20 protein-coding genes and 1 pseudogene are annotated in these 21,133 nt (G+C 71.3%); 3 read left to right on the top strand and 18 right to left on the bottom strand.

The annotated features are described in order from the left end of the window. From ACFHWS_RS20630 to ACFHWS_RS20670, 9 genes and pseudogenes are all read right to left on the bottom strand, one after another. A pseudogene (locus ACFHWS_RS20630) lies at positions 1–109 on the bottom strand (acetaldehyde dehydrogenase (acetylating)); the annotation flags it as partial. Further along, a complete protein-coding gene (locus ACFHWS_RS20635) occupies positions 109–939 on the bottom strand; it encodes a 2-keto-4-pentenoate hydratase (RefSeq protein WP_416568814.1) in 831 nt (276 codons plus the stop codon). The pseudogene ACFHWS_RS20630 and the gene ACFHWS_RS20635, both read right to left, overlap by 1 nt. Continuing rightward, positions 936–2,447 carry a 2-hydroxymuconic semialdehyde dehydrogenase gene (locus tag ACFHWS_RS20640; protein WP_416568846.1) on the bottom strand — a complete coding sequence of 504 codons (1,512 nt, stop codon included), beginning with the start codon at positions 2,445–2,447 and terminating at the stop codon, positions 936–938. Before ACFHWS_RS20640 ends, ACFHWS_RS20635 begins: the two co-directional genes overlap by 4 nt. Positions 2,448–2,505: 58 nt before the next feature. Then, positions 2,506–2,766, bottom strand: a complete 261-nt coding sequence (locus ACFHWS_RS20645; protein WP_416568815.1) for a EutN/CcmL family microcompartment protein — start codon at positions 2,764–2,766, stop codon at positions 2,506–2,508. Further along, positions 2,766–3,092 (bottom strand): BMC domain-containing protein, encoded by a 327-nt coding sequence (locus tag ACFHWS_RS20650; RefSeq protein ID WP_416556360.1) that lies wholly within the window; start codon positions 3,090–3,092, stop codon positions 2,766–2,768. The genes ACFHWS_RS20645 and ACFHWS_RS20650 overlap by 1 nt, the downstream gene beginning before the upstream one ends. Positions 3,093–3,131: 39 nt before the next feature. Further along, entirely contained in the window at positions 3,132–3,425 is a 294-nt protein-coding gene (locus ACFHWS_RS20655; RefSeq protein WP_416556361.1) for a BMC domain-containing protein, read from the bottom strand. 75 nt (positions 3,426–3,500) lie between these two features. Further along, entirely contained in the window at positions 3,501–4,337 is an 837-nt protein-coding gene (locus ACFHWS_RS20660) for a 2-amino-5-chlorophenol 1,6-dioxygenase subunit alpha (RefSeq protein ID WP_416568816.1), read from the bottom strand. Then, complete coding sequence (locus tag ACFHWS_RS20665) at positions 4,330–5,319, bottom strand: tRNA U-34 5-methylaminomethyl-2-thiouridine biosynthesis protein (protein WP_416556363.1); 990 nt, start codon at positions 5,317–5,319, stop codon at positions 4,330–4,332. Before ACFHWS_RS20665 ends, ACFHWS_RS20660 begins: the two co-directional genes overlap by 8 nt. After that, on the bottom strand, positions 5,316–7,346 hold the full coding sequence (locus tag ACFHWS_RS20670; protein ID WP_416568817.1) for a hydantoinase B/oxoprolinase family protein: 2,031 nt from the start codon (positions 7,344–7,346) through the stop codon (positions 5,316–5,318). The genes ACFHWS_RS20665 and ACFHWS_RS20670 overlap by 4 nt, the downstream gene beginning before the upstream one ends. A 123-nt stretch (positions 7,347–7,469) precedes the next feature. Here ACFHWS_RS20670 and ACFHWS_RS20675 point away from each other — a divergent pair, with 123 nt between their 5' ends. After that, positions 7,470–8,276, top strand: coding sequence for an IclR family transcriptional regulator (locus tag ACFHWS_RS20675; RefSeq protein WP_416556365.1), 807 nt, complete (start codon positions 7,470–7,472; stop codon positions 8,274–8,276). 12 nt (positions 8,277–8,288) lie between these two features. On the opposite strand, the gene ACFHWS_RS20680 is transcribed toward ACFHWS_RS20675, so the two are convergent. The 8 genes from ACFHWS_RS20680 to ACFHWS_RS20715 all read right to left on the bottom strand — a co-directional run bounded on the left by ACFHWS_RS20680 (position 8,289) and on the right by ACFHWS_RS20715 (position 18,368). After that, complete coding sequence (locus tag ACFHWS_RS20680) at positions 8,289–9,929, bottom strand: thiamine pyrophosphate-binding protein (RefSeq protein ID WP_416556366.1); 1,641 nt, start codon at positions 9,927–9,929, stop codon at positions 8,289–8,291. Then, a complete protein-coding gene (locus ACFHWS_RS20685) occupies positions 9,926–10,705 on the bottom strand; it encodes an enoyl-CoA hydratase/isomerase family protein (protein WP_416568818.1) in 780 nt (259 codons plus the stop codon). Before ACFHWS_RS20685 ends, ACFHWS_RS20680 begins: the two co-directional genes overlap by 4 nt. Further along, positions 10,702–12,060 carry an adenylosuccinate lyase gene (gene purB / locus ACFHWS_RS20690; RefSeq protein WP_416556368.1) on the bottom strand — a complete coding sequence of 453 codons (1,359 nt, stop codon included), beginning with the start codon at positions 12,058–12,060 and terminating at the stop codon, positions 10,702–10,704. The genes ACFHWS_RS20685 and purB overlap by 4 nt, the downstream gene beginning before the upstream one ends. Next, positions 12,057–13,622, bottom strand: a complete 1,566-nt coding sequence (locus tag ACFHWS_RS20695; protein ID WP_416556369.1) for a class I adenylate-forming enzyme family protein — start codon at positions 13,620–13,622, stop codon at positions 12,057–12,059. Before ACFHWS_RS20695 ends, purB begins: the two co-directional genes overlap by 4 nt. Further along, positions 13,622–15,640 carry a hydantoinase/oxoprolinase family protein gene (locus tag ACFHWS_RS20700; RefSeq protein WP_416568819.1) on the bottom strand — a complete coding sequence of 673 codons (2,019 nt, stop codon included), beginning with the start codon at positions 15,638–15,640 and terminating at the stop codon, positions 13,622–13,624. Before ACFHWS_RS20700 ends, ACFHWS_RS20695 begins: the two co-directional genes overlap by 1 nt. Before the next feature lie 81 nt (positions 15,641–15,721). After that, positions 15,722–16,546 carry an ABC transporter permease gene (locus tag ACFHWS_RS20705; protein WP_416556371.1) on the bottom strand — a complete coding sequence of 275 codons (825 nt, stop codon included), beginning with the start codon at positions 16,544–16,546 and terminating at the stop codon, positions 15,722–15,724. Continuing rightward, positions 16,546–17,412, bottom strand: coding sequence for an ABC transporter ATP-binding protein (locus ACFHWS_RS20710; protein ID WP_416556372.1), 867 nt, complete (start codon positions 17,410–17,412; stop codon positions 16,546–16,548). Before ACFHWS_RS20710 ends, ACFHWS_RS20705 begins: the two co-directional genes overlap by 1 nt. Next, positions 17,409–18,368 (bottom strand): ABC transporter substrate-binding protein, encoded by a 960-nt coding sequence (locus ACFHWS_RS20715; RefSeq protein WP_416568820.1) that lies wholly within the window; start codon positions 18,366–18,368, stop codon positions 17,409–17,411. The genes ACFHWS_RS20710 and ACFHWS_RS20715 overlap by 4 nt, the downstream gene beginning before the upstream one ends. A gap of 320 nt (positions 18,369–18,688) precedes the next feature. Here ACFHWS_RS20715 and ACFHWS_RS20720 point away from each other — a divergent pair, with 320 nt between their 5' ends. Continuing rightward, entirely contained in the window at positions 18,689–19,603 is a 915-nt protein-coding gene (locus tag ACFHWS_RS20720; RefSeq protein ID WP_416568821.1) for an ABC transporter ATP-binding protein, read from the top strand. A 61-nt stretch (positions 19,604–19,664) separates the two neighbouring features. After that, positions 19,665–20,171, top strand: a complete 507-nt coding sequence (locus ACFHWS_RS20725) for a roadblock/LC7 domain-containing protein (RefSeq protein WP_416556375.1) — start codon at positions 19,665–19,667, stop codon at positions 20,169–20,171. Between the two features lie 52 nt (positions 20,172–20,223). On the opposite strand, the gene ACFHWS_RS20730 is transcribed toward ACFHWS_RS20725, so the two are convergent. After that, on the bottom strand, positions 20,224–21,012 hold the full coding sequence (locus tag ACFHWS_RS20730; protein WP_416568822.1) for a hypothetical protein: 789 nt from the start codon (positions 21,010–21,012) through the stop codon (positions 20,224–20,226). Positions 21,013–21,133 lie beyond the last annotated feature (121 nt).

Below are 21,133 nucleotides of genomic sequence, written 5' to 3' on the forward strand. Positions count from 1 at the left end.
CGATGCCGACCATCGCCACCATGTCCAGCGACTCCGACAGCCGCAGCACCTTGATCATCAGATCGGTGCCGATGTTGCCCGACCCGATCACCGCCACCCCGACACCCATCACGACCCCTCCCCTGACTCGCCGTCGGCCGACCGGTCGGCCGGTTCCGCGCTGAATCTGGTCCGCACCGAGCCGAGCCCGGCGATCCGTGCCTCGTACGCCGCCCCCGGGGTGACCGGCACCATCGGGCCCAGCGCACCCGAGAGCACCACGTCACCGGCCCGCAGCGGATCCCCCGCCGCCGCCAGCGTCGAGGCCAGCCAGGCGACGGCGTGCACCGGATTGCCGAGGCAGGCGGCACCGGCACCCACCGACACCGGCACACCGGCCGATTCCAGCACCATGCCGCACCCCCGCAGATCCACCGAGGCGGCCGGCACCGGCCGGTCACCCAACACGAACAGCCCCGACGAGGCGTTGTCCGCCACCGTGTCCACGATCGAGATGTCCCAGTCGGTGATCCGGGAGTCGACGATCTCGACCGCTGGTAGCAGGAAGTCGGTGGCCCGCAGCACGTCGACCACGGTCGCCGGCCCGTCCGGCAGATCCGCGCCGAGCACGAACGCCACCTCGGCCTCCACCCTGGGCTGGATCAACCCGGCCAGGTCGACCTCGTCGCCGTCGCAGACCGCCATGTCGGCGAAGAGCACCCCGAAGTCGGGCTGGTAGACGCCGAACGCGGCCTGCACCGCCGGCGACGTCAGGCCGATCTTCGCGCCGACCCGACGCCGCCCGGCGCCTGTCCAGCCGGCGACCAACTCCCGCTGCACCGCGTACGCGGCGGCCACGTCACCGACCGGCAACAGGCCGTTCCGCAGCGGCGCACACGGCACCCCGGTGTCGTACGCCCCGGTCAGCGCCGCGACAGCGGCCTCGATGTCCACATTCATGACATGTCCACACAGACGTTGGTCAACTCGGAGTAGAAGTCCAGCGAGTGCACGCCACCCTCCCGGCCCACCCCGGAGGCCTTCACCCCACCGAACGGGGTGCGCAGGTCCCGCAGGAACCACGTGTTCACCCACACGATGCCCGCGTCCAACCGCGCACCCGCCCGGTGCGCCCGCCCCACATCCCGGGTCCACACCGTCGCGGCCAGCCCGTAGTCGGAGTCGTTGGCCAGCGCGAACGCCTCCTCCTCGGTGTCGAACGGGGCGATGTGACAGACCGGGCCGAACACCTCCTCCCGCACCAGCCGCGCAGACTGCCCCAACCCGGTCAACACCGTCGGCTCCACGTACGCGCCACCATCACGGGCATCACCAAACGACGGCACCCCACCACCGGCGCGCACCTCGGCACCCTCGACGCGGGCCAGGTCATAGAAGCCGAGCACCTTGTCCCGATGGCCGCGCGAAATCAGCGGCATCGTCGAGATCGTCTCGTCGGCGGGCCAGCCGTACCGGGCGTCGCGGGCGGCGGCCGACAGCCGGTCCACGAACTCGTCGAACACCGGCCGCTGCACGTACAACCGCTCGGTGCACAGACACACCTGACCACCGTTGGTGAACGACGACCGCACCGAGCCGGCGACGGCGGCGTCCAGATCGGCGTCGACGAAGACCAGACCCGCGTTCTTGCCGCCCAACTCGAACGACACCGCCTTCACCCCGTCAGCCGCCGCCCGCATGATCGCCGACCCCGTCGCCGACTCACCCGTGAACGTGACCGCGTCCACCCCCGGATGAGTGGTCAGCCACTCCCCCGCCGCACCCGGCCCGAACCCGTGCACCAGGTTGAACACCCCATCCGGTACGCCCGCCGCCGCCATCACCTCCGCCAGCAGCGTCGCCGACGCCGGCGTCTCCTCCGACGGCTTCACCACCACGGCGTTACCGCACGCCAGCGCCGGAGCGACCTTCCAGGTGAGCAGCAGCAGCGGCAGGTTCCACGGCACGATCACCGCGACAACGCCGACGGGTTTACGGACCGCGTAGTTCAACGCCCGGCCGCCGGTCGGGGTGACCGTGGTGAACGACTCGGTCGGCGCGGTCGCGGCGATCTCCGCGAACGCCCGGAAGTTCGCCGCCCCACGCGGAATGTCCAACGTCCGGGCCTGGCTGACCGGCTTACCGGTATCCGCCACCTCAGCAGCCACCAGATCATCGAACCGGCGATCCAACTCGTCGGCCACCGCCCGCAACACCGCCGCCCGGTCCCGCTCGGCCATGCCGCCCCAGGGTCCGCGCAACGCCGACCGCGCCGCCGCCACCGCCGCGTCGACCGTCGCAGAATCGGCCTCCGCCACCTCGAAAACCGTCTCCCCGGACACCGGCGACACCTTCGCAAACCGCTTCCCCGCGTCGACGAACCGGCCGCCGACGAAACTACGCAACAGGCCGGGACCGTCGGCGGCCGGCCGGCCGACGAACAGATCGGGATGCCACAGGGCTGGCATCGGTGCGATGGCTGCCATGTTCTACCTTCCGTTGCCGGTGCGCGGGGATGTGTCGGGATCAGTCCGTGGTGGCGATGCCGCTGCCCTGGTCAGCGACCAGGGCCACGACGGCAGCGTCGACTGTCGCTTCGCCGGTCGCGGCGGCGGCTGCCTCATCCGTGGCGACCAGTACGGTGCTGCCGGTGCCGGCGTTCATCAGGTCGACGGCGACCCGCTGCGGCCCGCCCGGGTGCTCGCGAATCAGCACCAGGCGGCGTCCCTGAAGGGTCGCGACAATCCGGTCGGGCCAGACCTTGCCGAGCACTTCTGCGAGGATCATCAGCTGTCACCCTGCAGCGACGCCATAACGGCCCGGATCCGGGTCGACTCGCCCTCCTCCAGCAGCGCCGAGGTGGCCGGATGCGGCTTGGGGTAGATCTGCGAGCTGCGCAAATCACCGTGTTGGCGGATGGCAGCTTCCCCGGCTGACACTGCCTGCCGTACGGCTGCCAGGGTCCCCTGCACAGCGGCAGCGAGATAGCCGCTGGTGACCCGTTCGACGGCGATGCACCGTACGTCCGCAGTCTTGATCATGGCTTCGACCCCTGCGGAGAGGGCGACGATGCCCCGGGTCTCCACGATTCCGATCGCCTTCTCTGAGGACATGACACTTCTCCTTCTGGCTGTGTCGCCGGCAGGGCCGGCTCAGTTGCCGACGAGTCCGGGGGCGATGGCCAGCGCGGTGACTGCGTCGCAGGGGCTGGCGAAGACGATGGACCGGACCGGGCGGCCAGTCTTGGCTCGGGCGGTCTCCTCGCCGATGTCGACGGCTTCTTCCACGGTGGCGAGGTCGCCGCGGACCGCCACCGCGACGATTCCGCCGCCGAGGCGTACGACTCCGGTTACTTCGACCTCGGTCGCCTTGACCATGGCGTCCACCGCGTCAAAGATCGGAATAAATCCTTCGGCTTCGACGAATCCCGCAGCGGCGTTACGCATCGGGTTCCTCCTGTCGTTGGTGTTTCGGATGCCCGCTGGTCGGGCTGTCGGTCATGCGGTGCGGGCCGGCGCCGTTCATTCGGGTGCCGGCAGATTCCAGGACAGGACGGCAGCGCCGGTGCCCCACAGTGGTCCGTAGCTGTGCAGTTGCCCCGGGGCAGCGGCGACTCCGGTGCCGGCGAGGAAGGCGAATGCCCGGAACTGGCTGTCGGCCTGGGCCTGGCGGGCGTAGTCTTCGCGGACCGCGAGGACTTTGTCGGTGTCGCCGGCGGTCAGCATTTGCAAGATCCGTTCGTTCCACCGGTCGTGTGCCGGCTCGGCGATGCGGTCCTGGTCCGGCTCGATCCACTGCTGGATGAGGCCGGAGGACAGTCCGCTGACCACCACCACCGCCGCTCGGACACCGGCGTCACGGGCGGCTTCGGCACCGGCTCGGCCGACCCGGGCCAGGGTGTCGGCGTCGGCGTACAGGTTGCACGACACCTGCGCCCAGCGCAGGGTGCACTGCGGGTCGAGCAGCGTGGAGGTCACGATGGTCCCGGTGTCGATCGGGAAGCCCTGGTAACGGGTGCGTCGGGCCTGCATGCCGTCGGCGTCCACCCGGGCCGCCCAGCGTTCGGTGAACTCGACGTCGAAGCGCAGGTCGTAGCTGAGGTGGCCGTAGTCGTAGGCGTACCAGTTCTCGTCGGTGTGCGCCCCACGCGGGTTCGGGTCACACTGGAACTGGTGGCCGAGCACGGTGAACCACTGGGTGGACAGCAGCAGGACGACGTCCGGTTCGAGGGCGCGCAGCCGGTCGCCGACCGTACGGGCGGAGTCGGCCAGCGCCGCCCAGCTGGTGGCGGGCTTGTCGGCGAGCAGGTGCGGCATGCCGGGCAGCAGTACGCCGGCCTGGATTCCACGGTCAGTCATCGACGTTCTCCGGTGTCCACTCGACCACCGCGTTGCCGGTTCCGATGATCGTGCCGTAGCCGAGCACGTCACCGGCGATGTCCGGCCAGCCGAGCGCGGACAGCAGCCAGGTAAGGCTGCCGGCCTTCGTCTCGGACGCGGTGGCTTCGATGTGTTCGGGGATGAGTTCGCGCAGCCGGCTGGTCGGACCCTGGCGGATCGTTTCCAGCAGCTTCATGTCCCAGCGGTACTGGTGGTTGTTGTACGGGTGCTCGCGTTCCATGTCCTCGGGCAGCTGGGGTTCCTCGTGCCAGTGCAGGTGGGACAGGGAGTTGGAGGCGAGCAGCACGGCGCGTCGGCCGGTGTTCTCGATCGCCCGGCGGGTCGCCTCGCCGAGCACCTCCATCTGGCCGAGGGACGCCTCGGAGTAGAAGTACGGGTTGTTGTTTGCCGACAGCGACACCACCGGGATGTCCCAGTCAGGGTTGACCATGTGCAGTGCGCCGATGGTGGCGTAGTCGACCCGTACCCCGGGATCGCGCAGCTTGCTGGTGACCAGGCCGAGGTCGGCGGCTTCGTCGGCGATGGCCTCGGCGAGGGGTACGTCGGTGTGGAAGTCGTAGTGGTAGCGGAACAGATGCGGGAAGATCGGCTCGACGGAGACGCCGCGCGGGTTGGGCACGCAGTTCACGTGGTGGCCGACCATGGTGATCCAGTGCGGGGCGTGCACGATCAGCACGTCGGGCCGGTGCACGTCGCGGATCCGGCGGCGGAGTCGGTGGTACGCCCAGCGCAGCACTTCCCAGCCGCCTTGTGACCGGGGTTCGTTCTGCGGCGGGTTCTCGCCGTAGATCAGGTGCGGCGGGTGCGGGCTGAGGTAGCCGGCGACGATACCGGGTCGGCGGCCTGCCGGAGCGGGGCGGACAGCGTCAGCGGAGTCCGGCCGCCGGTTACGGGTCGTGGTGCCCCGGGTCGGTACGGGTAGTCGGAACACCTTGCTCATCGCGGTTCTCCTGTCAAGGCCGGGGCGTCGCGCAGGATCCGCAGCAGGCAGCGGTCACCGGGCTGGGTGCCGAGAATCCGCAGCCCGTCGTGATCGAGCGCGGCCTGGTGCCGAGCGACGCCGGGGTCGTGGCTTACCCAGGCACGCAGCGGTGCGGGGTGGGTGCCGTGCAGTTCGATCAGCATGTCGGCGGGCAGACCGTCGGCGGGGTTGGTGTAGACGAGGCGACGGCGGCCCCGCTGACCGGTGTAGGCCGGCTCGGCGGTGGTGGTGACCTGGTACCAGCGACGAGCGGCGCGGGCCTGGTCGCGGGCGGCACCGGTGGCCACTTCGTCGAGGAGACCGGTGTCGTCGCACACCACGCCGTAGCGGTCGAGGGCCTGGTCGGTGGTGAGATAGCCGGCTGCGACGTCGGCGGCCACCAGGTCGGGGTCGCGGGTGAGCGGGTCGCCCCAGCCGCCGCCGCCGGCTGATTCCATCACCAGTACGTCGCCTTCGCGCATCCGGTGTCCGGCTACCTTGCCGGGGGTGTCGAAGTCGATCCGCCGGCCGGCGCGGCGCAGATAGGTGGCGGTGGGGGCGCCGGGTGCGCCGGTGGACAGTCCGTACGGCGCGACGGTGGTGCGGTCGGTCTGCACCGAGTAGGCGCCGCTTGTGGCCAGCAGCCGGGTGGCCCGTCGGACACCGAGGCCACCGCGGTGCCGGCCGGCGCCGCCGGATCCGGTACGCAGCTCACAGGCTTCGACGAGGATCGGGATCTCGGTTTCCAGCCGTTCGACCGACTGGATCGTGGAGATGTCGCCGAGGTCAACGGGGTTCATCGCGCTCGGGCCGTCGGAGCCGAGGAAGCCTCCGTTGCCGCCGGCCGGGTAGTCGTAGTAGAGGTACGGCTGACCGGTGTGTTCGTCGACGCCGCCGATCAGGTTCTGGAAGGTCGTACCGAACTGGTCGGCGGCGATCAGGTCCGGTGCGACCTGGCTGAGGGCGGCCATCACCGCGGAGATGACCCGCTTGCGGACCTCGCTGTGTGCGTTGGCCGGTGCCGGGTAGGTGACGTGTACGACGGTTCCCGGGTCGGTGCGCACGGTCAGTGGCCGGAAGGCGCCGTGGTTGACCAGCCCGCCAGGATCCAAGGCGGACTTGACGGCGATGAAGACCCCGGCGGTGGTCATCGCGAGCGACGAGTTGACGACGGCGGCGACCTGTGGAGAGGAGCCGCGGAAGTCGGCGACGAGTTGGTCACCGGTGACGGTCAACGCGCAGCGCACCAGTGCGGCGTCGTACTCGCCGTCGGTGTACAGGTCGAGGTAGTCCTCGTAGTGGTAGGTGCCGTCCGGCAGGTCGCGGATCTGGTCGCGTAGTCGCCGCTCGGTGCGGTCCATGTTGGCCTCGACGCAGCCGAGAATCAGGTCGCGACCGTACCGGTCGACGAGTTCGCGTAGCCGCCGCTGCGCGGTGTGGCAGGCGGCGATGCTGGACTCCAGGTCTCCCTGACGTTCGTCGGCCATCCGGACGTTGGCGAACAGGATCCGCATCGCGGCGATGTTGGGCTGGCCCGCGTCGACCAGTCGGATCGGCGGGACCCGCAGCCCTTCCTGCAGGATCTCGGTGGCCTTCCCGGAGACGCTGCCGGGTGTCATGCCGCCGATGTCGGCCCAGTGCATGCGGACGCAGGGGAACAGGAACAGCTCTCCCCCGACGAACACCGGGCTGATCAGGGTGACGTCGTTGAGGTGGCTGCCGCCCCGGTACGGGTCGTTGACCAGGTAGATGTCACCGGGCCGGAACTCGTCGCGGTAGTCGGCGAAGATCTCCTTCACCGATGCCGGCATCGCGATGACATGGCCGGGCATGTCGCGGCCCTGGGCGACCATCTCGCCGTCCGCGTTGAACAACGCGCACGAGAAGTCCTGCGCGTCGGCGATCACCGGGGAGTGCGCCGTGCGGAAGATCGTCTGGCGCATCTCCCGCACGATCGAGATCAACCCTTCGGTGACGATCTCGAGATCGATCGGGTTCAGGGACATGCGGGGCCTCGCAATGCTGACAGGGACGGGCACCTACCGGACGGACCATCACCAGGTGATGGACCATCATATGAGCCTTGTGTTATATTATGAACCTACCAACTTCAGGGATGGGAAGGCAAGATGTCGTCTGTCACCGACCCGGGCCGCGAGTCCGGCACCCAGGCGCTCGACCGCGCGCTGGCCGTGCTGCTCGCGTTCCGGCGCGACACCCCCGAACGCAAGGTCAGTGACGTCAGCCGGGAGCTCGGGCTGCACAAGTCGACCGCCAGCCGGTTGTTCCGGGCGCTCGCCGACGCCGGCTTCCTGCAGCGCAACGAGGAGACCGGCGCGTACCGGCTGGGAGTCACCGTGTTCGACCTCGGCGCCCGCTTCCTGGCCGGGCTCGACATGCACGCCATCGCCCGACCGCTGCTGCACCAGCTGGCCGAGGAGCAGGGCGAGTCGGTGAACCTGGCCATCCGCGACGGCCTGGACGCGATCTCGATCGACCTGGTAACCGGGTCGCACAGCCTGCAGCTGGTCTCCCGGCTGGGCCGACGCATCCCGTTGTGGTGCAGCGCCGCCGGCAAGGCGCTGTTAATCGACATGGACGACGACCAGGTCCGTGAGCTGCTGGCCGATGCGGCCTGGACCCGGCTGACCCGGCGTACGATCACCGACATCGACGTCTTCCTGGCCGATCTCGCCGGGGTGCGGGAACACGGCTGGGCGCTCAACGACGAGGAGAGCGAAGACGGCCTGCGAGTCGTCGGCGCGCCGGTGCGGGACCGGCTCGGCGCGGTGACCGCGTCGATCAGCGTCTCCGGCCCGATCTTCCGGCTGGACAGCCCGCAACGGGTCACCGCGCTCGCCGCCGCCGCGGTCCGCACCGCCGACGAGCTGTCCCGCCAGCTCGGCCACGGCGTCGGGCAGATCTGGGGCAGTTGACCGGCGACCGGCTCAGAAGTGCTGCTGCACGACATCCGGATCAACCTTGACGTGCAGCAGCACTGGCCCGGTCAGCGGCAGCAGCGCGTCGAACGCCGCCGAAACGGTTGCCTCGTCATGCGCCTGGTACGCGCTGACGCCGAGCGCGCCGGCCACCGCGGCCAGGTCCCGGTACGGAAAGCGGGCGATGGCCGGGTCAGCGCCGGCGGGTCGCAGCTTGCGCACCTCCGCCCCGTACGCGCCGTCGTCCAGCACGATCACCAGCACCGGGGCGCCGACCCGGGCCAGAGTGTCCAGCTCACCCAACGCGGTCAGCAGACTGCCGTCGCCCTCGAACGCCACCACCGGGCGGTCCGGTCGGCCGAGCGCGGCGCCGATCGCGTATGCCACACCGACGCCGATACTGCCGAACTCCCACGGCGCGACCAGCGACCGGTCCACCGCTGGCGAGTCCAGGTAGAGGTTGGGCCAGCCGCCGAAGTGGCCGACCCCGACGACCGTCGTACGGGGCAGCGGCAGCCGACGGGCGCAGATCGCCATCAGCCGGCGGGGGTCGACGTGCCGGGCGTCTGCGGGCTCCGGGCCGAGCTCGGCGAACGGGTCGGCGTCGCGAATCGCCCGGGCCAGCTGCGGCGTACGCCAGCCGGGCGGCTCCGGCCCGGGCCGCGCCGACTCCAGCGCCCCGGTCAGTGCCCGGGCCACCAGCGCCGCGTCGCCAACCAGCCCACCGTGCACCGGCCAGCGGGCACCGATCGCCGCCGGATCCCGGTCGACGCTGTACACCTGCGCGGCGCCGAACAACTGTCCGTGGTCGGCGGTCCACCGGTTCAGGCCGGCACCGAATGTCACGACGAGATCCGCCTCGCACAGCACGTCCCGGGTCAGCGGACGGGCCAGCCCGCCGGCGACGCCGAGGGCGTACGGATGGCCCGCGAACAGGCCTGCGGCCATCAGGCTGGTGACCAGCACGGCTCCGGCGTGGTCGGCCAACGCGGTCAGCTCCGGTCCGGCGTGCACCGCGCCCCGGCCGGCGAGGATCACCGGGCGGCGGGCCCGACGCAGGCGGTGCGCCAACGCGGCGACCGCCGTCGGGTCGGGTGCCAGTGGCAGCGGTCCGGCCGGCGCGACAGCGGCCCCGAGCGGTACGGCCGGCCGGTCCCCGGCCGGCTCGTCCTGCAGATCCAACGGGATGTCGAGGACCACCGGCCCCGGTCGCCCCACGGCCTCGCGCACCGCGGCGGCGACGTCGCGCGAGACCGTCGACGCGCCGGTCATCGACACGAAGGCACCGGCGGTGGCCAGGGCGAACGGCTGCTGCGGAAAGTTCTGCACATGCAGCGGGTCACTCGCCGGGGTGTCCCCGGCGAGCAGCAGCAGCGGTGTCCCCGCGTGCCGGGCGATGGTCAACGCCGGGCCGGCGGCGGCCAGGCCCGGACCCTGGGTGACCGTGGCCACCGCGCACCGGCCGGTGACCCGCGCCCATCCGTCGGCCATCATCACCGCGGCGTTCTCGTTGCGGGCCGCCACGAACCGGACCCCGTGCCGGGCGACCAGGTCGGCCACCAGGAACATGTTCGCGTCGCCGAGCAGGCCGAACACGGTGTCCATCCCGTGCTCGACCAACACGTCCGCGATCGCCTGGTAGACCTTCACCGGTCCGCCTCCGGGTGCCGGTCCGCCTCCGGGTGCCGGTCCGCCTCCGGGTGCCGGTACGGGCCGGCGGGACGCAGCGCGACGCTCAGCGCACCCAGATAGGAGTCGGTGGCCACTGCGTCGAAGCGCGGGCCGGCCAGCCGGGCAGTCCGTTTGGTCATCGACCGACCCAGCGCCGGCACCGCCAGCAGCCGGTGGGCCAGTTCGGTGCCGGCGTCGGTTACCCGGTCGGGCGGCACCACCTCGGTCACCAACTCCAGCTGGTGCAGCCGGGCCGCGTCGATCCGCTCGCCGAGCAGCAGCCAGCGTTTGGCCCGGTCGGCACCGACCAGGTCGGCGAGGATCGCCATGCCGCCCCAGGTCAAGGGGATACCAAAGCCCACCTCGGGGAACGTGAAGAAGCAGGTGTCGGCGGCGAGGCGCAGGTCGCTGGCCAGCCCGAGGATCGCCCCGGAGCCGATCGCCGGCCCGTTGAACGCGGTCACCGTGGTCTGCTCCAGGCGGTACCAGCGCTCGACCAGCTCGGCGGTGCGCCGCTGCACGCTCATCGTGGTGGCGGCGTCGAGGGTGGCCAGCTCAGCCAGGTCGGTGCCGGCGCAGAAGGCGGTGCCGGCACCGGTCAGCAGCACCACCTCGACGGTGTCGTCGCGGCCGAGGTCGTGCAGCACCTGTTCGAACTGCCCGAGCATGTCCAGATCGAAGCTGTTGCGCCGAGCGGTGCGGTCCAGGGTCACCACCGCTAGCCGCCCCGCACGCTGCAGGTGTACCGATGTCACGTCGCCTCCGATTGCAGTAGGGCGCGGTCGACCAGGGCCGCGGCGTGTCCGACGTAGCTGAGCGGATCGAGCAGCCGGGTCAGCTCCGCCTCCGGCAGAGCCGCCCTGACCTGCGGATCGGCGCGCAGCAGCTCGGCGAACGGCCGATCATGGTCGAGGCTGTCCCGCACGATTCGCATCACCAGGTGGTGCGCCTGTTCCCGGCCCAGTGGGCCGGCCAGGCGCAGCATCACGGACTCCGACAGCACCAGGCCGCCGGTGGTGGACAAGTTGACGCGCATCCGGGCGACGTCAACGCGGAGCCCGGCGAAGACCTCGTTGAGGCGCTGCAGTGCGCCCCCGACGAGGATGAAGCACTCCGGCACCAGCTTCCACAGCGCCATTCCGACGCCCATGTCCCGGTCGTCCTGGGACACCATCGTCTGCATCGCCAGCGGCACCTGCGCACGGACCGTGCCGGCCGCGGCGATGACCGCCTCGCAGCGGATCGGATTGCGCTTGTGCGGCATCGTGCTGCTGCCCACCTGGGTATCGCGCTGCGGCTCGTGTGCCTCGCCGATCTCGGTACGGCCGAGGAAGTACACCTCGCGAGCCAGCTTCTCGGCGGTGGAGGCGACCAGGCCGAGCAGGGTGAGACACTCCACCACCCGGTCCGGGGTGGCGTGCCAGGGGGTCGAGGCGACGCCCAACCCGAGCCGGTCGGCGACGGCGCGTTCGATGTCGAAGGCCCGTGGCCCGTAACCGGCCATGGTGCCGGCCGCCCCGCCCATGCTGACCACCAGCAACCGGGGCCGGAGCTGGGCCAACCGCTCCCGGTGGCGCTGCAGCTCGCTCTGCCAGACCGCGCAGCGCAGCCCGAACGTGGTCGGTAGGGCCTGCTGACCGTGGGTTCGGGCCGCCATCGCCGTGTCCCGGTGCCGCAGGGCGAGCCGGCGCAGTACGCGGATCAGCTCGTCGATCTGCCGGCTGACGATGTCCAGTCCGGCTCGGGCGCGCAGCACGAACCCGGTGTCCATGACGTCCTGGGTGGTGGCGCCGAGATGGACGTAGCGGCCGCCGTCGCCGGCCGCCCTGGTCAGGGCCCGTACCAGCGGCACCAGCGGATGCACGGTGTCGGCGGCGTCGGCGGCCACCGCAGCCAGGTCCAGCGACTCGACCCGGGCGGCAGCGGTAATCTGCGCCGCCGCTGCGGCCGGAATGACGCCCGCGTCGCCCTGGGCCCCGGCAAGTGCCGCTTCCACATCGAGCCACGCCTGCATCAGCTGCCGGTCGTTGAACACCCCACGCATCTCGGCGTTGCCGAAGAAGCTGGTCACCGTCAACGAGTCGAGGAAGCAGGAGCTGAGCGGGTTCACCGTGCCACCCCGTCGATCATGGCCGTGACCGCCCGCCGGTCCACCTTGCCCGACGGCAGCAGTGGCAGTTCCGTCACGACGCGCCAGTCGGTCGGCACCTTGTGCCGGGACAGGCTGCCTGCGGCGGCCGCAGCCAGTTCGGTGCAGCGCAGGGTCGCCCCCGGGGTGGCGACCACAACCGCGACCACCTCCTCGCCCCAGCGCGGGGACGCGACCCCGACGACGCACGCCTGCGCGACGCCCTCGCAGGTGAGCAGGAACGCCTCGACCTCGGCCGGGCTGACGTTCTCCCCGCCCCGGATGATCAGGTCCTTCACCCGGCCGGTCAGGGTCAGGGTGCCGTCGGCGGCGAGCCGGCCCAGGTCACCGGTGCGCAACCACCCCTGCGGGTCGTACGCCGCCCGGTTCGCCGCCGGATCGTCGAGATAGCCGGGGCTCACCGACTCGCCGCGGACCTGCAGCTCACCTTCTGCTCCGGCAGGGAGCGGCCGGGTCGACCCGCCCGCGTCCACCGCGACGATCCGGGCCCGCAACCCGGGGAGTACCCGCCCGACGGTGGAGCCGTCCGGTGGGCAGCTGCCGTCGTCGGGGTCGACGCTGATGGTCGGACCGGCCTCGGTCTGCCCGTAGACGACCGCCAACCGCCGCAGCCGCAGCGTGTCGCGTACCCGCGCGCGCAGTGCGGGTGGGCAGCTGGCACCACCGAGGAAGCCCAGGCGCAGCGCGGTCAGGTCCCACCGCCGGGGCTGCTCGTCGAGCCGGTCGGCGAGCATGGTCGCCATCGTCGGCACCAGTTGAACGACTGTGCACTGGTGCCGGTGCACGACGTCGAGCACGTCGTCGGGACGGAACCGCGGCACCGGGAACAGCTGCGCCCCGGTGACCGCCGCCAGCACCACGCCGCTGCTGAGGCCGGCGGCGTGGGCGAACGGCAACGGACAGCAGATCCGGTCGGCCGGGCCGATCCCGGCGGCCTGCGCCGTCCAGGTCGCGTTGCGGACCAGGTTCCGCCCGGTCAGGACGACCATTTTCGGGGTGCCCGTCGATCCCGAGGTGAACTGGACGTTCAGCGGGGCATCGGGGTCGTGGGCCGGCTCCGGTGGCGGCCCGGCCCAACCGGGCAGGCCGGCGAGTGCGTCACCGGCCTGGTCCGCCGGCAGGAAGGTGACCGGCCCGGTCGCCGCGCGCCGGGCGGACGACGTCACGTCGCGGTCCCGGATCTCTCGCGCGGCGAACAGCCGGACCGGCCGGGTCCGACGCAACGCGGCGGCCAGTTCCGCCTCCGTCGCGGCGGGGTGCACGGTGACCAGGGCGGCTCCGCGCCAGGCCGCGGCGGCGAGCAGCACCAGCCAGGCGATACTGTTCTCGGCCCACACGGCGATCCGGTCGCCGCGGCCGACACCGGCGGCGGCGAGCACGCTGGCGGTCCGGGCGGCGAGCGCCGCGTACTCGCCGGCGGTGACGGCGGGCCGGCCGGCGACGGCGAACAGCGGCCGGTCCGGCTGTCGCCGGGCCTGCCCCAGCAGCACGGCGTCGTACGCCGGCAGATCGACGGGAGCCATCAGGAGCGCTCCAGCAGCAGGTTCCCGTGCGGATCCACCCGCCCCCACCATCCGGCGCCGACCACTGTGGTGCTTCCGCTCTCCCGGACGACCGCCGGGCCGCTGACCCGTACGCCGGCGGTCAGCTCGCCACGCTGCCAGACGGCGGCATCGGTCCAGCCCTCCGGCCCCCACACCGGCAGGGTGCCGGGCTCGGGCGCCGGGCCGTCAGGTGGCGCGGCGAAGGTCACGGCGGGCTGTGGCCCGAACGCGGTGAGCCGGCAGTTCACGATCTCGGCCGGGTGCTCCGAACGCAGGTAGGCGTACCGCTCCTGGTAGGCGGCGTGGAAGGCGCGGATCAGATCGGCGGGTTCGTCGGGCAGCTCGTCCAGCGGCACGGCCAGGTCGAAGCTCTGGCCACGGAAACGCATCCCCAGCGACAGCCGGAAGGTGACCTGGTCGGCCTCCACCGCGTCCTCGGCCTTGAGCTGGTCGCGGGCGGCCGCTTTCAGCTCCTCGACCAGCCCGCGGGCCGTCGCCAGGCCGGCGGAGTCGGCGGGGACCAGCGCGGTACGGACGTAGTCGTGACGGGCCCGGGCGGCGACGAAGCCGAGCGCCGAGAAGTTTCCCGGCACCGGTGGAACCAGGACCCGTGGGATTCCCAGCTCGTCGGCGAGTGCGGTGGCGTGCATCGGTCCGGCGCCGCCGAACGGCATCAGCACGAATTCCCGCGGGTCGTGGCCGCGGGCCACCGAGATCTCCTTGATCGCGCTGGTCATCTTGACCGTGGCCAGGCGAAGGATGCCGTACGCGAGTTCGGTCTCGGTCAGGCCGTCACCGAGTTCGGCGGCCAGCCGCCCGAGAGCGGCACGCGCCGCGTCGAGCTGCGGGGTGACCTCGCCGCCCAGCCGCCCGTGCGGGTCGAGATGGCCGACCACCAGGTGGGCGTCGGTGGTCGTCGGTTCCACGCCGCCCCGGCCGTAGCAGGCCGGACCGGGATCGGAGCCGGCGCTGCGCGGGCCGACCCGCAGCTCGCCGCCCCGGTCGCGCCAGGCGATCGAGCCGCCACCAGCACCGATCGTGTTGATCTCGATCTGGAAGGTCCGGTTCGGATGCCCGGCGATGGTGCCGTGGTTGGTCATCAGCGGCACGCCGTCCTTGATCAGGCAGACGTCCGTGCTCGTGCCGCCGATGTCGCAGGTGATGACGTTGTCGAAGCCGGCCAGGCCGGCGACGTACGCGCTGGCCGCCACGCCGCCAGCGGGGCCGGACAACGCGAGGTTGATCGGCAGCCGGCCGGCCTGGTCGGTGGAGACCACGCCGCCGCTGCTGGTCATGATCGCTAGCGGGTGGCGGTAGCCGCTGCCGGCCAGGGTCGAGCCGAGGCCCGACAGGTACGCACTGACCGGCCCTCGGACGCTGGCGTTGAGCACGGTGGTGGCGAACCGCTCGTACTCGCCGTGTTCCGGGACCACTTCGGCGGAGATGCTGCAGGCCAACTGCGGGTGGCGACGGCTGATCCGGTCGGCGGCGGCCCGCTCGTGCCCGGCGTTGCGGTAGGAGTGCAGGAAGCAGATCGCGACGGCGGTGGCCCCGGTGGCGGCCAGCCGGTCGGTCACCTCGTCGAGACCGGTCATGTCCAGCGGGACAGCGATGTCGCCGGCGGCAGTCACCCGTTCCTGAACGGTGTGCCGCATCCGGCGTGGGGTGAGCGCCGGGCGGGCGGCCTCCTTGACGCTGTACAGGCGGGGGCGGTGGCCCAGGCCCATCTCCAACACGTCCCGGAAACCCTCGGTGGTGACTACCGCGACCGGTTCGCCGGCACCTTCCAGCAGGGCGTTGGTGACCCTGGTGGTGCCGTGTACGAACCGCTCGACGTCCGACAGGTGGACGTCGAGCTTGGTCAGGCCGTCGAGGATCGCCGCCGCCGGGTCCGCCGGGGTGGACAGCGTCTTGGCCTCGGCGAGCCGGCCGGTGGCCGGTTCGTACACGATGACATCGGTGAAAGTTCCGCCGATGTCGACGCCGATGCACAGCATGAGGGAACCTTTCGGTCAGATGGGTCACGTCACCGGGGCGGGTGCCGACTGCGTCGACCCGCGCCCCGGAACCCGAACCGGTCAGAAGGTGACGCCGTAGCGGCGCAGGCTGGCGCGGGTGACCGTGCGCAGCACCCAGTCGAACAGGTAGCCGAGCAGGCCGAGGGCGATGATGCCGACGAACACCCACTCGGTCTTGGCGTAGTTGCGGGCGGTCCAGATCAGCGAGCCGAGGCCGCTCTGCGCCGCGACGATCTCCGCGGAGACGATGGTGAGGAACGAGTTGCCCATCGCCAGCCGGGCGCCGGTGACGGCGTACGGCACCGTGGCGGGCAGGATCACCGAGGCCAGGGTGCGAACCGGCCCGGCGCCCAGCGCCCGAGCCGCCCGCAGCTTCAGCTCGTCGACGGCGAGCACCCCGGCGAGGGTGTTCAGCGCCACGATGAAGACCGTGGTGTAGAAGATCAATGCGATCTTCGAGGCCTCACCCGGGCCGAGCCAGATGATCGCCAGGGTGACGAAGGCGATCGGCGGCACGAACCGGAAGAACTGGATGTACGGGTCGAGCATCAGCCGCAGCAGCCGGCTGCGGCCCATCAGCAACCCGACCGGCACCCCGATCAGTACGCCCAGCCCCCAGCCGCTGAGGATGCGTTGGCTGGACGCCCAGACGGAGTCCCACAGCGTCCCGTTGGTCGCCAGCTCCACCGCCCCCTGCCCGGTCAACCGGGGTGAGGGTAGGAAGAACGCGGTGTAGTTTCGGCTGACCAGATCCCAGATGAGCAGGCCGAGCAGCACCGACAGCACCGACAGCACGACGCGGGTGTGTCGACGCCGGCCGGCGAAGCGGCGTGGGCGGGGCCCCGCCGCGCGAGCGGCCGGTGGACGTTGCACATCGACGGCCATCAGCCGCCCCCTCCGTTCAGGCCGTGCCCGTCGTCCAGACCCTGGGCGCGCAGGGTCTGGGCGACCTCGGTGCCGATGTCCTCGCGCAGCACGCGGAACAGCCCGGCGGCGGCCGGATCGGTCAGCTCCCGGGGCCGGGGCAGGTCCACCGGGTACACCTGCTTGATCCGGGCCGCCGGGCCTGCGGTCATGGTGACGATCCGGTCGGCGAGCAGGATCGCCTCGCCGATGTCGTGGGTGACGAACAGGATGGTGGGCCGGGACTGGCGCCAGATGCGGTCGAGTTCGGCCTGCATGACCAGCCGGGTCTGGGCGTCCAGCGCGCCGAACGGCTCGTCCATCAGCACCACCGACGGTTCGTTGGCCAGCACCCGGGCGAGCTGGGCCCGCTGGCGCATGCCGCCGGATAGTTGGCTGGGGAACCGGTCGCCGCTGTGGCTGAGGCCGACCATGGTCAGGTAGCGGTCGACGATCCCGGCCCGCTGCGCACGCGGCACACCCCGCATCCGGGGGCCGAACGCCACGTTCTGGCGTACGGTCAGCCACGGGAACAGGGCCTCGGCGCTCTGGAACACCACGCCCCGGCTGACGTCCGGTCCGGTAACCGGCGCGCCCGCGCACAGCACCTGCCCGGCGGCCGGCCGGACGAACCCGGCGATCGCGTTCAGCAGGGTCGACTTGCCACAGCCGCTGGGACCGAGCAGACAGACGAACTCACCACCGGCGATGTCGAGCGTCGCCCCGGCGACCGCCTCGAAGTCGTCGAAGCGGATGTCGACGTCGCGGACCTGCACCGGGGAGCCCGCCGGACGGGAACCGGATTCCGGTCCCCGTCCGGCGGAGGTGGCGGCCGTCCGCCCGGTCACGCCACGCCCCGGATCATCACCTCGGCCGGGTCGGCCGGGTCGGACACGATCCCGCTGTCCTGCTGGAACTGGGCGATCTCGGCGTAGCGCTGCAGGTCCTCGTCGGTGAAGTCGCGGACCTGGCACTGCACGCCGTCGAGCAGTTCGACGGCGTCGGCCGCAGGTACCTCGATGGCATTCTCGGTAGCGGTGCCGGCGACCTGCGGATCGGCGGTGATCTGCTCACATGCCTCGCCGATCGTGTCCACCAGGGTGGCGGCGGCCTCTTGGTTGGCCTCGTACCAGGCTCCGTCCACCCCGATGATCAGGTTGTAGACGTAGCCGACGTCACCGCTGGTGAGCAGGATCTTGCCGCCGCCCTCGACACCGCGCGAGGGCCACGGCTCCCACATGATGTAGCCGTCGATGTCGCCGCGCTGCAGCAGCGCCGGCATCTCCGCTGGCGAGGAGGTGACGAACTCTACGGCGTCGCGGCTGATGTCGTAGCTGTCGAGGATCTTGTTGGTGGCGTACTCGTTGACCGTTCCGGTCACCACGCCGTACCGCGAGACGTCTGCGACCTCGCCGATCTCGTCGCGGACCACGAGCTTGATGAAGTCGGGCGACTGGGAGAAGACCGCAACGCCCTTGACGTCGCCCCGGGTGGCTCGGTTCAGCAGGCTCGACTCGGTACTCGCGGTGACCTGACCCTCGCGGGCGAGGATCGCGTCGAGGCCACCGGTGCCTTCCTGGTACTGCGTGACGGTGACGTCGATCCCGGCCTCGGCGAACAGGTTTTGCTGATCGGCCAGGTAGATCGGCGAGTACGCGGGATCGACGCCGACCCCGAAGTCGATGGTCGTCGTCTCGGCCGGTGTGCCGGGTTCACTACCCGGGTCCTGATTCTCGGCACAGGCCGCGGCGACGGCGGTGACCAGCAACGCGGCGCCGACCACCCGCAAGGTACGCAATCTCATGGCTAACCCCAGTTCATTGCGACTCATATTGTGGTTCTAGGTTCTTATTCTGAGACGCTACTGGGCACCACGAGAGGCGTCAAGGGTGCGACCAGGCCGGCGAACGGAGCCCTTCAACGAACGAAGGTCACCTCGAGTAGTCAGAACGGGAAACAGATGCCCAGTTCAGGCCATCGAACGCCGCAGAAACTCGACGGGCCACTACCGAGAGTACCTAGCTGGTGGAGACTCACCACCCGGCCTCGATGTGGAACCGGAGCTTCGGTAAGGCTACCCTTCATGGAACCCGGGACTCGCCGACCGACGACGAGGAGTAGCCCATGACCGACCTCGCTGAACTGCCGGTGACTGTGCCCGGACCAGAACCGCGCGAAATCCGACCTACCAGAAATGCACCCCGGCTACGGACCCGGGCCCTGCGGCTCGGGTACGGCCACCAGGTGGTCGTCCCACACCTGGACCTAGACATCGTCGACGGATCGGTCACCGCGATCGTCGGGCCGAACGGCTGCGGAAAATCGACCTTGCTCCGCGCCCTTGGCCGGCTGCTGCGGCCCACCGCCGGGGAGGTACTACTCGACGGCGAGCGAATCCAGCGGTTGCCGACCCGGGAGGTCGCCCGCCGACTCGGCATCCTGCCGCAGGCTCCGACCGCGCCGGACGGGCTCACCGTGGCGGACCTGGTCGCACGTGGCCGCCAGCCGCACCAGACCTGGCTGCGCCAGTGGTCCCGGGCCGATGAGGAGGTCGTCGCCCAGGCACTGGCCTGGACCGGCCTCACCGACCTGGCCGAACATCCGTTGGACACGCTCTCCGGCGGCCAGCGGCAACGGGCCTGGATCTCCATGGCGCTCGCCCAGGGCACCGACATCCTGCTGCTCGACGAGCCGACCACCTATCTCGACCTGGCGCACCAGATCGACGTACTCGAACTGGTGGACCGGCTGCACCGGGAGGGCGGCCGCACCGTGGTGATGGTGCTGCACGATCTCAATCTCGCCGCGCGTTACGCCCGACATCTGGTCGCGATGAAGGACGGACAGGTGCTGGCCAGCGGTGCACCGGGCGAGATCCTGACTCCAGAGCTGGTCCGGGAGGTGTTCGGGCTGCGGGTGATGGTCATCGAGGACCCGGCCAGCGGCACCCCGCTCGTCGTCCCGCTCGCCGCAGGCGCGGCCCGCGCCTCCACCATGGATCAGAAATCTATTCCGGTGATTCGTGCCGTTACGCCCTGACGGGTCGGGTCGAGGGTACTGTTTGGCCGGGAACGCGCACCGACCGAAAGAGAGACCCTCCATGGCATACCCCGTGGTCACCACTGGTGACGTCTCCCGGCTGCTGGACGACCTGGTGGACCGGGTGCCGCAGGCGCAACAGGCGGTGGCGCTCTCTCCCGACGGCATCCTTCTGGCCTGGTCCAAAGGGGTCGACCACGAACTGGGCGAACAGCTGTCCGGCCTGGTGGCGGGTCTGCGCGCCCTCGCCGTCGCGGTCGGTCAACACGCCGACACCGGCCGGGTGCGACAGATCGTCGTCCAGATGGGTACGGCGTTCCTGTTCATCGCCGCGACGCCCGGTGGTGCCATCATCGCAGCCGTCTTCGACGCCGGCTCCGACATGGACTCGGTGGCCTACGAGGTGGCACTGTTTGCCGGCCGGGCCGACCGGCACCTGCCGGCGTTCCCCGCGCCGGAGGAGGCCCCGGATGCTGCCGTCCGCACCGCTCAGGCGCTCCTGCACGGCGGCGCACCGACGCTCGGCGCGCATGCCGCTGAACGACAGGACCTTCCGACGCGCCGCTGAGCCGGCCAGCGCCGTTCACCAAGGCGGAGCCCCGACCGGCGGGGAAGCCTGGTTACCGTCGGGTCACCGCGAGGTCGGCGACCCCGGCGGCGGCGTCGATGTCATAGCGGTCGGTGGCCTCATCCCAGTCCGTCGAGCTCACCGACTCGCCGCCAGCGACCCCGTCGCGCCGCTCGCCGTCCAGGTCGACGCTGCCCGCGCCGGAGCCCAGTCGGATCCGCACCGGCGTCCGCTCCGGCAACTCGATCCGCCAGGTGCTGACGCCGCCGGACATCCGGACGCCGACCGTGCCGGACGGCTCAGGCAGCGCCAGGTCCAACGCGCTGGCACCACCTGCGACGTCCACCTGGGAGACCCGGGCACCGGTCAGATCGACCCGGGTGCTGGTCGCCCCGCCCACCACCCGGACCGACCAGAGCAGATCGCTGTGGACAGTGACTCGCAGCTCGCCGGCACCGTCGTACCCGGTACCGGTCAGTCCGACCCGGACCACGCCGTCGGCGGTGGTCACCTCCGGCGCGGCCGCACCGCCGACCGGAGTCTCCGCCCGCAGCAGCTGATCACCGAGGTCGGCGGCTACCACCTGAATCCCTGGTGCGCTGTCGGGGATCTCCAGCCGCGCCTCGGTCCACCCCTCGCGCGGTGCCTGCACCGTCCACGCCACGTCGCCGTCGGTAGCCGGGCGTGAGCCCACTGCGTTCACCACCGCCGCCACGATCGTCGCCGCCACCAGCAGGGCGGCGATGACGGCGACGGCGATCAACGCCCGGCGCGAGGTCCCGAATGGCGTGCCACCCGGCTGGTCGGTGGACGGTTCGTTGCTGGCTGCGGTCGGTCGCACGGCTCCCCATTCCAGTTCCTGCCCGCCCGTGGCGCGGCGAGATTCTGCGGCCCGTCGATGCGGCGGACGGTGCCCCTGCTACCCGGTTGCGGGACGGGGCAATCTTAGGCGCGCCGGCCGG

Origin of the sequence: Micromonospora sp. LOL_013, assembly GCF_048060315.1 — a bacterium.
Taxonomy (GTDB): Bacteria; Actinomycetota; Actinomycetes; order Mycobacteriales; family Micromonosporaceae; genus Micromonospora_E.

Excerpts from the sequence above, each read along its gene's own strand:
- ACFHWS_RS20650 (WP_416556360.1), bottom strand. The coding sequence starts at position 3,092 with ATGTCCTCAGAGAAGGCGATCGGAATCGTGGAGACCCGGGGCATCGTC.
- ACFHWS_RS20670 (WP_416568817.1), bottom strand. The coding sequence starts at position 7,346 with ATGTCCCTGAACCCGATCGATCTCGAGATCGTCACCGAAGGGTTGATC.
- ACFHWS_RS20725 (WP_416556375.1), top strand. The coding sequence starts at position 19,665 with ATGGCATACCCCGTGGTCACCACTGGTGACGTCTCCCGGCTGCTGGAC.
- ACFHWS_RS20720 (WP_416568821.1), top strand. The coding sequence starts at position 18,689 with ATGACCGACCTCGCTGAACTGCCGGTGACTGTGCCCGGACCAGAACCG.
- ACFHWS_RS20635 (WP_416568814.1), bottom strand. The coding sequence starts at position 939 with ATGAATGTGGACATCGAGGCCGCTGTCGCGGCGCTGACCGGGGCGTAC.
- ACFHWS_RS20715 (WP_416568820.1), bottom strand. The coding sequence starts at position 18,368 with ATGAGATTGCGTACCTTGCGGGTGGTCGGCGCCGCGTTGCTGGTCACC.
- ACFHWS_RS20645 (WP_416568815.1), bottom strand. The coding sequence starts at position 2,766 with ATGATCCTCGCAGAAGTGCTCGGCAAGGTCTGGCCCGACCGGATTGTC.
- ACFHWS_RS20655 (WP_416556361.1), bottom strand. The coding sequence starts at position 3,425 with ATGCGTAACGCCGCTGCGGGATTCGTCGAAGCCGAAGGATTTATTCCG.
- ACFHWS_RS20640 (WP_416568846.1), bottom strand. The coding sequence starts at position 2,447 with ATGCCAGCCCTGTGGCATCCCGATCTGTTCGTCGGCCGGCCGGCCGCC.
- ACFHWS_RS20700 (WP_416568819.1), bottom strand. The coding sequence starts at position 15,640 with ATGCTGTGCATCGGCGTCGACATCGGCGGAACTTTCACCGATGTCATC.
- ACFHWS_RS20660 (WP_416568816.1), bottom strand. The coding sequence starts at position 4,337 with ATGACTGACCGTGGAATCCAGGCCGGCGTACTGCTGCCCGGCATGCCG.
- ACFHWS_RS20695 (WP_416556369.1), bottom strand. The coding sequence starts at position 13,622 with ATGGCTCCCGTCGATCTGCCGGCGTACGACGCCGTGCTGCTGGGGCAG.
- ACFHWS_RS20675 (WP_416556365.1), top strand. The coding sequence starts at position 7,470 with ATGTCGTCTGTCACCGACCCGGGCCGCGAGTCCGGCACCCAGGCGCTC.
- ACFHWS_RS20665 (WP_416556363.1), bottom strand. The coding sequence starts at position 5,319 with ATGAGCAAGGTGTTCCGACTACCCGTACCGACCCGGGGCACCACGACC.
- ACFHWS_RS20705 (WP_416556371.1), bottom strand. The coding sequence starts at position 16,546 with ATGGCCGTCGATGTGCAACGTCCACCGGCCGCTCGCGCGGCGGGGCCC.